15 protein-coding genes are annotated in these 12,903 nt (G+C 30.1%); 10 read left to right on the plus strand and 5 right to left on the minus strand.

Going from position 1 to position 12,903, the window contains the following annotated elements; all coding sequences use genetic code 11:
- Window positions 1-258 precede the first annotated feature (258 nt).
- Both GVY01_RS00805 and GVY01_RS00810 read left to right on the plus strand, forming a co-directional pair.
- Window positions 259-975: a hypothetical protein gene (locus tag GVY01_RS00805; RefSeq protein WP_070452627.1), complete on the plus strand. Its 717-nt coding sequence runs from the start codon at window positions 259-261 to the stop codon at window positions 973-975.
- Between the two features lie 483 nt (window positions 976-1,458).
- A complete protein-coding gene (locus tag GVY01_RS00810) occupies window positions 1,459-2,262 on the plus strand; it encodes an alpha/beta fold hydrolase (RefSeq protein WP_017637323.1) in 804 nt (267 codons plus the stop codon).
- 220 nt (window positions 2,263-2,482) lie between these two features.
- On the opposite strand, the gene sarA is transcribed toward GVY01_RS00810, so the two are convergent.
- From sarA to sroA, 5 genes are all read right to left on the minus strand, one after another.
- On the minus strand, window positions 2,483-2,857 hold the full coding sequence (gene sarA / locus GVY01_RS00815; protein ID WP_108000727.1) for a global transcriptional regulator SarA: 375 nt from the start codon (window positions 2,855-2,857) through the stop codon (window positions 2,483-2,485).
- 353 nt (window positions 2,858-3,210) lie between these two features.
- On the minus strand, window positions 3,211-4,164 hold the full coding sequence (locus tag GVY01_RS00820) for a hypothetical protein (RefSeq protein ID WP_017637183.1): 954 nt from the start codon (window positions 4,162-4,164) through the stop codon (window positions 3,211-3,213).
- A 149-nt stretch (window positions 4,165-4,313) separates the two neighbouring features.
- Window positions 4,314-5,243: a DMT family transporter gene (locus GVY01_RS00825; protein WP_017637184.1), complete on the minus strand. Its 930-nt coding sequence runs from the start codon at window positions 5,241-5,243 to the stop codon at window positions 4,314-4,316.
- A gap of 189 nt (window positions 5,244-5,432) precedes the next feature.
- Window positions 5,433-5,654, minus strand: a complete 222-nt coding sequence (locus tag GVY01_RS00830) for a DUF2922 domain-containing protein (protein ID WP_017637185.1) — start codon at window positions 5,652-5,654, stop codon at window positions 5,433-5,435.
- A 10-nt stretch (window positions 5,655-5,664) separates the two neighbouring features.
- Complete coding sequence (sroA, locus tag GVY01_RS00835; RefSeq protein WP_017637186.1) at window positions 5,665-5,871, minus strand: sigS mRNA-stabilizing protein SroA; 207 nt, start codon at window positions 5,869-5,871, stop codon at window positions 5,665-5,667.
- Window positions 5,872-6,012: 141 nt separating this feature from the next.
- Here sroA and GVY01_RS00840 point away from each other — a divergent pair, with 141 nt between their 5' ends.
- The 8 genes from GVY01_RS00840 to mnhG2 are packed head-to-tail and all read left to right on the plus strand — an operon-like array spanning window position 6,013 to window position 12,446.
- Window positions 6,013-6,570 (plus strand): tyrosine-type recombinase/integrase, encoded by a 558-nt coding sequence (locus tag GVY01_RS00840; protein WP_159333605.1) that lies wholly within the window; start codon window positions 6,013-6,015, stop codon window positions 6,568-6,570.
- A gap of 19 nt (window positions 6,571-6,589) precedes the next feature.
- A complete protein-coding gene (gene mnhA2 / locus GVY01_RS00845) occupies window positions 6,590-8,992 on the plus strand; it encodes a Na+/H+ antiporter Mnh2 subunit A (RefSeq protein WP_017637188.1) in 2,403 nt (800 codons plus the stop codon).
- On the plus strand, window positions 8,979-9,404 hold the full coding sequence (gene mnhB2 / locus GVY01_RS00850; RefSeq protein ID WP_017637189.1) for a Na+/H+ antiporter Mnh2 subunit B: 426 nt from the start codon (window positions 8,979-8,981) through the stop codon (window positions 9,402-9,404). The genes mnhA2 and mnhB2 overlap by 14 nt, the downstream gene beginning before the upstream one ends.
- A complete protein-coding gene (gene mnhC2 / locus GVY01_RS00855) occupies window positions 9,401-9,745 on the plus strand; it encodes a Na+/H+ antiporter Mnh2 subunit C (RefSeq protein ID WP_017637190.1) in 345 nt (114 codons plus the stop codon). The genes mnhB2 and mnhC2 overlap by 4 nt, the downstream gene beginning before the upstream one ends.
- Window positions 9,735-11,234, plus strand: coding sequence for a Na+/H+ antiporter Mnh2 subunit D (gene mnhD2, locus GVY01_RS00860; RefSeq protein ID WP_156094007.1), 1,500 nt, complete (start codon window positions 9,735-9,737; stop codon window positions 11,232-11,234). Before mnhC2 ends, mnhD2 begins: the two co-directional genes overlap by 11 nt.
- Window positions 11,235-11,717, plus strand: coding sequence for a Na+/H+ antiporter Mnh2 subunit E (mnhE2, locus tag GVY01_RS00865; protein WP_029056408.1), 483 nt, complete (start codon window positions 11,235-11,237; stop codon window positions 11,715-11,717).
- On the plus strand, window positions 11,714-12,016 hold the full coding sequence (gene mnhF2 / locus GVY01_RS00870; protein ID WP_017637193.1) for a Na+/H+ antiporter Mnh2 subunit F: 303 nt from the start codon (window positions 11,714-11,716) through the stop codon (window positions 12,014-12,016). The genes mnhE2 and mnhF2 overlap by 4 nt, the downstream gene beginning before the upstream one ends.
- Window positions 11,991-12,446 carry a Na+/H+ antiporter Mnh2 subunit G gene (mnhG2, locus tag GVY01_RS00875; protein WP_017637194.1) on the plus strand — a complete coding sequence of 152 codons (456 nt, stop codon included), beginning with the start codon at window positions 11,991-11,993 and terminating at the stop codon, window positions 12,444-12,446. Before mnhF2 ends, mnhG2 begins: the two co-directional genes overlap by 26 nt.
- Window positions 12,447-12,903 lie beyond the last annotated feature (457 nt).

Raw genomic sequence — 12,903 nt, forward strand, 5'->3', positions numbered from 1 at the left:
TTGTCGGTTATTTTGTGTTTTGAATAAATAAAATTAGTTTATTTTATCTAGGATAAACTTAACCATTAGTATAAAATTAAATTTAAGTGTGAAGAAATCATGAAAATATTATGTTACAATGCTATATTGATAGTAATTAAAGCGTGTTTAATAGTTTGAAATTTATGTATAGAGTGAAAATAGTATGCTTAAGTTTTCTTCTTAAGTAGTTTATCGAATAAAATGAACATCAAGAAAGTGTTATTAAAGGAGCTTAAAATGAGGGTAAATGATAAAGTTTTACTTGAAAATATCAATGACTATTTCAGTCATAAAGGTATGTCGCCTAATCTAATTGATGATATAAAAGAAAAGTTTCGTGTAGATATCCAAAAGTCAGAAGCCAAAGACCAAGATTATATAGAATATAGAGGTAAATCTCCAGCACAAATTATATTGATTATTCAACGTAATTTATTTGCTCTTGAACTTAATCCTATTATCTTTTTTATCATTAATTTTATTCTGATTTCTTATTTATATGATAAACAGTATGTTCAATTTCAGGCGATTACTGGTATCAGTCTATTTTATTGTTTAGTTATTTTTCCAATATCAATTTGGATTTATGTCAGAATTAATAAAAAGAACTATCTCTACAGTAACCGGTTTGAAATGATATTTGGATTTATTATAGCAGCAATTGCGATTATACTCATTACGATGCAAGGTTTCCATTTTAATTGGTCGATTATTCCAATATCAATATATGGCCATCAATTTGTTTTCTTTGTCGGAATTGTTTTAGCTATAATTGGAATTTATTTTAGAAAATTAGAATTTACTGGTTTGGGATTGCTAGTTTGTCAAAAAACGATTGATGCTATGGTTTCAAATCCAGATGTTGCACAAATATTCTCATTAGTCATTTGGATTTTATTAGTGATATTAATTATTTACTGCACTATTAAATTATCAGAACGTACAAAAAGTTAATAAATCTATATTAAAGCCTTCATTAAGAAAAAGTCTTATGAAGGCTTTTCTTTATTTTACTTGAACACTAAATGTAGCCTGAGACATTGTTTTATGTCCCAGGCTCGTTCATTTAAATGAAAAAATGTAACAAGAAATTTATAAGGTTAAAGTAAGTTGAATACTATCTAATCATCATTGCGGGGGCAACACTAAGAAATCAGAGATTTCAGAGTTGCGCCCTAAGAAGTTCTAAGTAATAAAATTACTAAGTTGCAGAGGAACGCCTGAGCTAAAGCTCATGCCACGCAGTAGCTGATTGATAACTAAGCATCGTTACACTCGTTAGTTATCTAATCATCATTGCGGGGGCAACACTAAGAAATCAGAGATTTCAGAGTTGCGCCCTAAGAAGTTCTAAACAATAAATTGTTAAGAACTTCTAAATATTGGCGTAAAGATATTTTCAAATGGGTATAGTAATTACTAAAGGGAGGTGCCACTATGGATAAAGTTCAATTAAGCAATGAAATTGAAATTGCTTATCGTGATGTAGGGCAAGGCATTCCCATCGTATTAATTCATGGATTAGATGGCAACTTGGCAGCATTTAAACAATTATCTGAACAATTAAGTGACCGCTATAGAGTCATAACTTATGATGTACGTGGTCATGGGAAATCGTCACGATGTGAAGTGTATGATTTAGAAGATCACATTGAAGACTTATATGTGTTAATGGATCAATTAGACATAAGCTCGGCACATATTTTAGGACATGATATGGGCGGATTAATTGGAAAACGTTTCACCGAAAAATATCCTTTTAAAACTATTTCTTTAACTGCGATTTCTTCTAAAAGGGAGGATATCGCTCATGGTTTTACACAATTGATGGTGGACCATCAAGATTTAGTTGCTGGTTTTAATAAATCCGAAGCGTTGTTATTATTATTTCCATTTCTATTTAAAGAACAAGATAATACAATGAAATGGTTTCAAGATCAAAGAATGTATAGCAGACCTTCAGCAGAAGAAAGTGCTATAGCGATTAGAGCTCTGATATCTTCTAATGCAGAAGAACAAGAAGCTACACAGTTGGTTAACGTACCAACATTAATTATAAATGGTTTCTATGATCCGTTAATTAAAGATAAAATCAATTATTGTGTTGATGATCATTTTGAAAATATTACTAAAATGATATTCAATGAGTCAGGACATGCACCACATATTGAAGAGCCAGAAAAATTTATAAATGTATACTTAGATTTTATAAGTTCAATTGAACATTGGATATCAAAATAGTTTATTTATATAAGCAAAAAAGGTTACTTATCATGCTAAATCATGATAAGTAACCTTTTTAATGTCAGACACATTTTAATCATCTTCCAAACAATTCATCATTAAAAAATACCTATCTTTATCAAGATAGGTAAGCAAAGTAGATACGTACATTAAAGTATATTAAGTTGGTAGCTAAAATATCCGTATCTTTTAATAAAGCTATACTTCAATACGAGACTTATACTTCGTTGTCGTCGTTTGCTTCTGTAATACGATTATTAACACGTTTTAATAATTCATCAATTTTTTTACGTTGTTTAGTATTAACTAAGATTAATACAGTTCTTTCATCATGTTCATTACGTTTTTTATCGAAATAATCTTCTTGTGATAAGTTTTTAACCGCTTTAACAACTTGTGGTTGTTTATAGTTTAAATGGTTAATAATATCTTTAAGGTAATATTCCTCTTCTTTGTGTTCACTAATATAAGTTAAAACTGCGAATTCTTCAAAGCTAATTGAAAATTCTTTTTTGATAATACTTTTTAATTTGTCAGCATAAGTGACCATTGCTAGTAACTCGAAGCAATCATTTATTTTTGAAATAGCCATTACTGAAACCTCCCTATTTATATACACTTACATATACCTTTATAAGTGTCTTTACCCGATTTTATATATTTATATCTCTTTTTTGAAAAATATGAAGTGTCTGCCATAATTTAGTATTAAATTTATTTAAAGAAATATATTTAATGCTATATTATTTAGTTAATTATAACTAAATAAATTTAAGAAGTAAACAAATAAGTGTTTATAAAACTAATTATTGATTATGGTATAACATTTTTTCATATATATAGCATTTTTCAATTACAAATTTATCATAACAAATTCAAATTTTCTGTAATTTAATAAAAAAACAACTGAAAAGTAAAGTTTTTGCAATAATTATTACAAATAAATTATTTATAAGAACTTTGTAGTGACTTTGAAGGTGCTTCAACGACTTTTTCATTTAACATTAACCCTTGTGTAACATTAATCATATTTTTTTGGTCTGTTAATTGATATGTAACTTGTCGTTTAACTAAACGATGACCTAATTGTACAAGTACATATTTATTATCAATTAATGCTGTTCTAGGGACGAGAATATCATTTGAGAAAAGTTTGATTTTAAAGTGTGTACCAATAGCGAAATGTTGTTGAGTTGATATTTCAATTTGGTACGTGGATTGGTTACTTTTAATTTGTTGTGGAATATCTGAGATATATTTTATTTTTCCTATAAAACTTTTTTTATCATTAGAATAGATTGAAATATCTTGATTAATTCTTAATTTATCTTTTTCGGATTCTGATATATTAGCACGAATGATGCGTTCATGGCTATTAATTTGCATTATTTTGTTGTTACTTTTTGAAGGTGATTGAGTAAATAAGTGTACCTTTCCAGAAGTTGGAGAATAAATGGTTGTACGGGTTTCAGATTTATCTTTAACAAATTGTGATGTCATTAAAGTTCTTTCAAGTAATTGTTGTTGTTGTTGAATCGATAACTTGGGAAATGCTTTTTGAATTTGGGAAAGGGTTAAATGTTGTTGTTGCTCAAGTTGTTTTTGTTTAGAGGGATTAAAATATTCGAATAGGGGTGTATCTTTTTTGATACTTGATTGATTTTTAACTAAGAATTGGTTGATGTAACCAAGTTGATCATTATAGTAAATGTTAAAACTTTTGACTGCTTCTTGAGTGCCTATTGTAGATAATAAAAGCTTATGCTTAACCTTTATAGTTTTGAATTGATTGGATTGAGATTGTTGTTGAGAAGAATGATAGAAGTAAAATCCAAAGTAGAGAGAAATAATTAACAATAGAATGGATAAAATAAAAATAGTTAGTTTTTTTAAATTCAATAAGTTCACCTCGTGGAAATAGATGGATATATTATACAATAAAATATTATATTGAGGTATATTGAAATTAAATTAGATTTTAATTTTGCATAAATTTATTGTTAATATGAATAAAATAAATAAAAATCGAGTTCATAGATAGAACTCGATTAGAATAAACGTAATAGTATAATGCCAATTGCGATACAGACTAATCCTATGCATTTACGAAGAGTGATCTTATTTTTAGGTGTACCTAGTAAACCAAAGTGGTCGATAATGACACCCATTAACATTTGACCTAGCATACCTACAATAGTTGTCAGAGCGGCACCTAGAAAAGGCATTAATACGATGTTTGAAGTGACAAATGCCATACCTAATACACCACCGACAAAATAAACAGGTTTAATTTGACCTAATTTTTCATGTGAACGATGTACTTTTAAACTTTTATGGAATATAAGAGTCAAAATCAATAAAGCGATAGTACCTATAGTGAACGAGACGAGGGAAGCAAAGAAAGAAGAATCAACTTCTTTAGCTAACGCACTATTAATTGTAGTTTGTATAGGAGGTGCGCAACCAAAAATAAATCCTACAATTAACCATATATATAAACGAGAATTAGATTTCCCCATTAATTTGTCTTTAGGTATTTGATTCATTAATAATATACCGATGAGTAATAATATAATTCCAACGGCTTTAAAAAGGGTGAATGATTGTTCATTTGCACCAAACAAACCTAACGTATCAATTGTGACACCCATGATAATCTGACCAGCCACAGTAATGACTACTGTAAGCGCAGCACCAAGTCTAGGTAATAATAATAAATTTCCTGTTAAGAAACATACACCTAATAAACCACCGATGAACCAATGATAATTGATGTCTTGATGAGTAAGGAAGCTTGGCGCCAACATTTGAGGATTAATGATTAAATTAAGAATAATTAAACATACTGTGCCAACACCGAAAGAAATTGTTGAAGCATAAAAAGAAGACTTCGTATATTGACTAAGTCTTGAATTCACTGAAGTCTGTATTGGGATTAACATACCTACAAAAATACCTAAAAAGTATAGAAAAGCCATATTGTGTGTCACTCATTTCTTATATAGTGAATTAATTATAACGGAAATAAGGGTTATATAAAATAGATGGCGTTAAATCATATAGAGAAATATGAGGTCATAATATTCATATTCTATGATAATAAAAAAACCGCTTCTTACTGAATCATTGTTCAGTGAGAAGCGGTTTAAATATCAAATTGGCACTATCTATTTGTTTTCAAAAAGAATTTGAGTATTTTTAGTTACGATATACGCTGCATAGATTTTATTAATTGGGCCTTCAGTTGATTTTAAAATATCTAACTTTAATAACTGTTTCATACATTCTTTTGCAATTTGTTCAGTTATAGAGCTGTCATTTTCGGGTATTTGTAACTTAACAGGTTTGTCTAATTGATTTTTGAATACAAGATCTAATGTAGTCTTCATGTTAGTCCTCCTATACTAATGCTTGAGTTCTAATTGCTTCAACTTTATCGAATGATTCTCCAGTTAATCGTTCAATAATAGAAGAAAACGTTTTGATTTGTTCATCTGTAGCAGTGGGCTTTAAATTTGAAAAACGACGTTTGTGTTGAGTTGCTTTACCTTCTGAATCATAAGTGACACGTGTTAAAACAACTACAAGTTGGTTAACTTCATTCATTGTAATGACCTCCTTTCACTTTATATATCGAAAGTAAATTTTAAAAGGGACACTATTTATTAATTTATTTTTAAGCAAACTGCTTTAATGTTACATAAATATGATTTATCATTGAATAAGAAACTTTTTTCAGGAGGACGTATGAATCAAGTAGAACCTATTAGAAATACAGAAGACATACAAAAAATGTACACTATATTGCGATCTCGTTCACAAAGAGATTATTTATTATTTAAATTTGCGATACATACAGGTGTTAAGTTATGTGAATTATTAAATATGAAAGTCCATAGACTAAAGTCAGTTGAAAGTGGAAATATCAAATCAACTTGGATTGACAATGTTGACCCCTCTATACAAATTTTATTGCCCCCAGATTTAAGAAATGAGTTACAAGATTATATTAATCATTATCAAATTCAGGAAGATAAACTTATATTCCAATCATTAAGAACCGGTAAGGGATTATCTAGGCAACAAGCATATCGCATTATTCATAAGGCAGCTGAAGAATCTAATATACCGCATGTTGGGTTAACTACAGTTAGAAAGACATTTGCCTATCACGCTTATCAATCAGGTATTTCTATTTCTATTATTCAAAAATATTTAGGACACCAAACAACGCATGAAACGATGAAGTTTATTGGTATTAAAGATAAAACTCATAATAATACTGTTATTGCGTTGAATTTATAAATTAAAAAGGAGGCTTTTGATGGGCTTGTTAAACCTAATGGTGATATTAGTAGCCATTATGGGTCTAGTGCTATTGTCCATGTTACATCGTAAAATGAATGCGTTGGCAGGTTATATAGCACTATGTGCCCCTATTATTTCATCAATCTATTTTATTGCGAAGATACCACAGATTGTTCAGCAACATATGATTACGTTGCATATTCCATGGATGACTTCGCTAGATATTAACTTTGACTTGAGGCTAGATGGACTCAGTTTAATGTTTGCTTTAATTATTTCACTTATAGGTGTAGCGGTATTTTTCTATGCTACTCAATATTTATCGCCTCATACGGATAACCTACCTAGATTCTTCTTTTATTTATTATTATTTATGTTTAGTATGTTAGGAATTGTGCTTTCAAATAATACCATTTTGATGTATATCTTTTGGGAGTTAACAAGTGTTTCATCATTTTTACTTATATCCTATTGGTATGATAATGGTAATAGTCAGTTGGGAGCTATACAGTCCTTCATGATAACTGTATTTGGTGGATTAGCATTATTGACAGGATTTATTATGTTGTATTTGATGACTGGAACAAATACGATTACAGAGATTATTGCACAACGTCATCATATTATTAATCATCCTTTATTTATGCCAATGATGTTAATGATATTATTAGGTGCCTTTACCAAATCTGCACAATTTCCATTTCATGTATGGCTACCTAAAGCAATGGCTGCACCAACCCCAGTTAGTGCCTATCTTCATTCAGCTACTATGGTAAAAGCGGGTATTTTCTTATTATTCCGTTTTACTCCAGTATTAGGATTAAGTGATGTCTATATTTATATTGTGACATTTGTAGGTTTAATAACTATGTTATTTGGTTCTATTACAGCTTTAAGACAATACGATTTAAAAGGGATTTTAGCGTATTCAACTATTAGTCAATTAGGCATGATGATGTCGATGGTAGGTATTGGCGGCGGTTATGCACAACATCCTTCAGATTCATTATCAGAGTATTATGTTTTAGTGTTATTTGCCGGATTATTTCATTTAATGAATCACGCTATTTTTAAATGTGCGTTATTCATGGGTGTAGGTATAATCGATCATGAAGCTGGAACGAGAGACATACGTTATTTAAATGGAATGCGTAAACTGTTCCCTAAAATGCATATCACAATGTTACTAGCAGCATTATCTATGGCAGGAGTGCCATTTTTAAACGGATTTTTAAGTAAAGAAATGTTTTTTGATTCATTAGTAAAGGCTATACATTTAGACCAATTTGATATTACATTAACGATTATTGTTGTTGCTATAGGTGTAATAGCTAGTATCTTTACCTTTACCTATGCACTTTACATGATTAAAGAAACATTTTGGGGCAAATTTAATAAAGATTATTTTACTAAGAAAAATATTCATGAGCCTGTAGCGTTTAGTTTGCCCGCATTAGTATTAATGATATTAATACCAATTATATTCGTTATTCCAAATCTTTTTGGTCAGCACATCATTTTACCAGCCTTAAGATCAGTTACAGCTAAAGGTACACAAGTGGATAACATCGCACCACATATTTCACAATGGCACGGCATTAATTTACCACTTATTTTAAGTATTATTGTCATCGTTGTAGGTATAGCTTTAGCTTTAATGGTAGATTGGAAATCTTTAACACATAAATTAATCAAACATGCTTCTATAACAGATACTTACATGGCTATTTATAGAAAGTTTGAAGCTTATTCTGGATATAGTATAAGAATGTTGATGAAAAACAAACTTAACCACTACATTATCATTACATTGCTTATCTTTGTTGCCATAATTATGTATGGCTATATTCGTGTAGGCTTTCCACATGTACATGAGTTGCATGTATCTACTTTTGGACCATTAGAAGTGATTTTATCAATTGTTACATTGATTATTGGAATTGTACTTATATTTATTAGACAACGTCTGACAATGGTTGTGTTGAATGGTGTTATAGGATTCGCTGTGACATTATTCTTCATTGCGATGAAAGCACCTGATTTAGCATTGACACAACTAGTAGTTGAAACAATAACGACTATACTATTTATCGTTAGTTTTTCTAGATTACCTAACGTTCCGAGAGCAAAAGCGAATATTAAAAAAGAAACAATCAAAATCATTGTGTCATTGATTACTGCGGTTACTGTTGTTTCACTCATATTCATTACTCAGCAAACTGACGGTATGCCAACAATATCTAAATTCTATGAAAATGCAGATAAATTAACTGGTGGTAAAAATATAGTTAACGCTATCCTAGGAGATTTCAGAGCACTAGATACTTTATTTGAAGGTCTAGTATTGATTATCGCAGGACTTGGGATTTATACATTATTAACTTATAAAGATCGGAGGGGACAAGATGAAAGAGAATGATGTAGTGCTACGAACGGTAACTAAGATTGTTGTGTTTATCTTATTAACATTTGGATTCTATGTGTTCTTTGCGGGACACAATAATCCAGGTGGTGGATTTATTGGTGGCTTGATTTTCAGTTCGGCATTTATTCTTATGTTCCTTGCGTTTGATGTTAAACAGGTACTGATTAGTTTGCCAATTGATTTTAAAAAGTTAATGATTATAGGTTCTTTAGTATCAGTAATGACTGCTATTGTACCAACATTTTTCGGGAAGCCATTTTTATACCAAACTGAAGCGGATATTGCTTTACCTCTAATAGGTCACGTTCATGCGACTACTGTGACTTTATTTGAACTAGGCATATTACTAACCGTTGTTGGTGTTATTGTAACGGTGATGCTATCAATAAGTGGGGGTAAATCATGAATCTCATTTTATTATTAGTAATAGGATTTTTAGTATTTATTGGTACGTATATGATTCTATCGGTTAATTTAATTAGAATTGTTATTGGTATTTCCATATATACGCATGCCGGTAATCTGATTATTATGAGTATGGGTCAATATGGTCCTGGAATGTCTGAAGCACTTATTAAAGGCGGTCATCAACATTTTGTGGATCCACTACTACAAGCAATTGTATTAACAGCGATTGTTATTGGATTTGGTATGACGGCATTTTTACTTGTATTAATTTATAGAACATATCGTGTAACAAAAGAAGATGAAATCAATGTATTAAGGGGTGAAGAAGATAATGAGTAATTTATTAATATTGCCAATGTTACTCCCATTTCTTTGCGCTTTAATACTAGTATTTATAAAAGATAAAAATAAAGTATCGAAATTTCTTTGTATCAATACAATGATAGTGAATACGATTATCTCATTATTATTACTAATTTATGTAATGAATCATCATCCCATCACATTAGACTTTGGGGGTTGGAAAGCGCCATTTGGAATACAGTTTTTAGGTGATTCATTAAGTTTATTAATGGTAACCATAACATCTTTTGTCGTTACTTTAATCATGGCATATGGATTTGGTCGTGGTGAACAACGTGTCAATCGATTTCATTTACCATCATTTATTCTGTTTTTAACTGTAGGTGTCATAGGTGCATTCTTAACTTCTGATTTATTTAATTTATATGTGATGTTTGAAATTATGTTACTTGCATCTTTTGTACTTGTTACGCTAGGTCAATCTGTAGAACAATTACGTGCTGCCATTATTTATGTCGTATTAAATATTATTGGATCATGGTTCTTACTTTTCGCAATTGGCTTATTATATAAGACAGTAGGAACACTTAATTTTTCACATGTTGCATTAAGATTGAGTCATATGCAAGATAATCAAACTGTGACAATGATTTCACTCATATTTCTTGTTGCATTCAGTTCTAAAGCAGCTCTTGTCATATTCATGTGGTTACCTAAAGCATATGCAGTATTAAATACAGAACTAGCAGCACTATTTGCAGCATTAATGACTAAAGTAGGTGCCTATGCATTAATACGTTTCTTTACATTATTCTTCCATCATCATGAAAATGTGACGCATCCATTACTTATTTTTATGTCATGTTTAACGATGATTATAGGCGCTTTTGGTGTATTAGCTTATAAAGATATTAAGAAAATCGCTGCCTACCAAGTTATTTTATCAATTGGATTTGTCATTCTTGGTTTAGGTTCAAACACTTTTTCAGGTGTGAATGGCGCTATTTTCTATCTAGCAAATGATATTATCGTTAAAACGTTATTATTTTTCATTGTAGGTAGCCTAGTTTACATTTCAGGCTATCGTCAATATCACTACTTGAGTGGACTTGCCAAACGTGAGCCATTTTTTGGAATAGCATTTGTCGTTATGATTTTAGCTATTGGCGGTGTACCTCCATTTAGTGGATTCCCAGGGAAAGTACTTATTTTTAAAGGTGCAATTGAAAATGGTAACTACATTGGACTAGGTTTAATGATCGTGACAAGTTTAATCGCTATGTATAGCTTGTTTAGAATATTATTTGTGATGTATTTTGGCGATCAAGATGGTGAAGAAGTAGACTTCAAGAAGATACCTAAACATCGTACAGGTATTCTAGGTATACTCGTTGCAGTCGTTTTATTAATGGGTATTGCGGCATCGCTTGTATTACAAGTGACTGAAAATGCTACATCACTAAATATGGATGAACATAAATTCCATCAAAACGTTAATACACATTTGAAGGAGGGAAGTAACTAGATGAATCAAGTCGTACTAAATATTGTTATTGCATTTTTGTGGGTATTATTCCAAGACGAGGATGAATTCAAGTTTACAACCTTCTTCTCAGGCTATCTCATTGGTATTATCGTGATTTATATTTTACATCGTTTTTTCGGACAAGAATTTTATTTAAGAAAAATATGGGTTGCTTTTAAATTTTTAATGGTTTATTTATATCAATTGATTACAGCTAGTATTAGTACAATTAATTATATTTTATTTAAAACTAAAGATATGAACCCAGGTTTATTAACGTACGAAACGAATTTGAAAAACGACTGGGCAATTACATTTTTAACTATATTGATTATTATCACGCCAGGTTCGACAGTGATACGTATATCGAAAGGCACAAATAAGTTTTTAATTCATAGTATTGATGTGACAGATAAAGATAAGAAGAATTTATTACGTAATATTAAACAATATGAAGATTTAATCTTGGAGGTGACACGATGATACAGGCTTTGACTCAATTTTTTATTATTTCAGCTCTGGTTATATTTGGTATTGCATTATTAATATGTCTGCTTAGGTTAATTAAAGGACCAACCACTGCTGATAGAGTTGTTTCATTCGATGCGACAAGTGCAGTTGTGATGTCGATCGTTGGTGTCATGAGTGTCATTATGGATACTGTATCGTTTCTAGATTCAATTATGTTAATAGCGATTATTTCATTTGTTAGTTCAGTATCCATTTCTAGATTTATTGGAGGAGGTCGCGTTTTCAATGGAAACAATAAAAGAAATCGTTAGCCTCATCTCTGCTATTTTAATTTTTCTAGGTAGTATTATCGCATTGATTAGTGCGATAGGTATTGTGAAATTCCAAGATGTCTTCTTACGTAGTCATGCATCAACGAAAAGTTCTACTTTATCTGTATTATTGACTATCATTGGTGTATTAATCTACTTTACTATGAACGCTGGATTTTTCAGTGTTAGATTATTATTATCACTTGTTTTTATTAATTTAACATCTCCAGTTGGAATGCATTTGGTAGCGCGTGCTGCTTATCGAAATGGTGCCTATATGTATAGAAAAGATGATGTGCCAAGACAGTCTTCGATTTTACTCAGCCAAAATGAATTCAATTCGCCTGAAGAATTAAAAACACGAGCAAAATTGAGAGAAGAAAGAAGAGAAAAATTATATTATAAAGATAAGAAGAAGCTCTATAAATAATTTGTGGAAAAGAAATAAAGCAATTGGACACTTTAAAAAATAAGTGTTTAATTGCTTTTATATTTGTCAGAAAAATATGAGAAATAAAGGTGCGATTTATTTAAGTATTATGTAAAATAATGATAAAATATTGAACAAGGAAAATTGTGAATTTAAGTAGTTATTTATTGGAAAGTGATAAAAATGTTTTATGAGTTTGGAACTTTAAAGTGTGACGTTTGGGCTTTTGATATTGGACGTTATTGTTAACCAGTGCAGTACTTTAACATTCCAAAATCATAAAATTCGTTTAGACTCTATGTGTTTACTTTTCAATTAATATTTATATTATTGATGTATTGATAAAACCAATTTGTGATAACTTAATTGAATTCTTACTGCTTAATTATCAAATGGATTCAATTATGCCGTTATATACGTTTTGCTTTTTATTTAATAATCGCTTCTACTTTATTTA

The sequence above is a fragment of the Staphylococcus sp. 8AQ genome, assembly GCF_902506595.1.
In the GTDB taxonomy this organism is placed as follows: domain Bacteria; phylum Bacillota; class Bacilli; order Staphylococcales; family Staphylococcaceae; genus Staphylococcus; species Staphylococcus pasteuri.

Bases quoted from the DNA above. Each gene is read 5' to 3' on its own strand.
- GVY01_RS00810 (WP_017637323.1), top strand. From the start codon at position 1,459: ATGGATAAAGTTCAATTAAGCAATGAAATTGAAATTGCTTATCGTGAT.
- GVY01_RS00805 (WP_070452627.1), top strand. From the start codon at position 259: ATGAGGGTAAATGATAAAGTTTTACTTGAAAATATCAATGACTATTTC.
- GVY01_RS00825 (WP_017637184.1), bottom strand. From the start codon at position 5,243: ATGGCTTTTCTATACTTTTTAGGTATTTTTGTAGGTATGTTAATCCCA.
- mnhC2 (WP_017637190.1), top strand. From the start codon at position 9,401: ATGAATCTCATTTTATTATTAGTAATAGGATTTTTAGTATTTATTGGT.
- mnhA2 (WP_017637188.1), top strand. From the start codon at position 6,590: ATGGGCTTGTTAAACCTAATGGTGATATTAGTAGCCATTATGGGTCTA.
- mnhB2 (WP_017637189.1), top strand. From the start codon at position 8,979: ATGAAAGAGAATGATGTAGTGCTACGAACGGTAACTAAGATTGTTGTG.
- sroA (WP_017637186.1), bottom strand. From the start codon at position 5,871: ATGAATGAAGTTAACCAACTTGTAGTTGTTTTAACACGTGTCACTTAT.
- sarA (WP_108000727.1), bottom strand. From the start codon at position 2,857: ATGGCTATTTCAAAAATAAATGATTGCTTCGAGTTACTAGCAATGGTC.
- GVY01_RS00840 (WP_159333605.1), top strand. From the start codon at position 6,013: ATGAATCAAGTAGAACCTATTAGAAATACAGAAGACATACAAAAAATG.
- mnhG2 (WP_017637194.1), top strand. From the start codon at position 11,991: ATGGAAACAATAAAAGAAATCGTTAGCCTCATCTCTGCTATTTTAATT.
- mnhE2 (WP_029056408.1), top strand. From the start codon at position 11,235: ATGAATCAAGTCGTACTAAATATTGTTATTGCATTTTTGTGGGTATTA.
- GVY01_RS00830 (WP_017637185.1), bottom strand. From the start codon at position 5,654: ATGAAGACTACATTAGATCTTGTATTCAAAAATCAATTAGACAAACCT.
- mnhF2 (WP_017637193.1), top strand. From the start codon at position 11,714: ATGATACAGGCTTTGACTCAATTTTTTATTATTTCAGCTCTGGTTATA.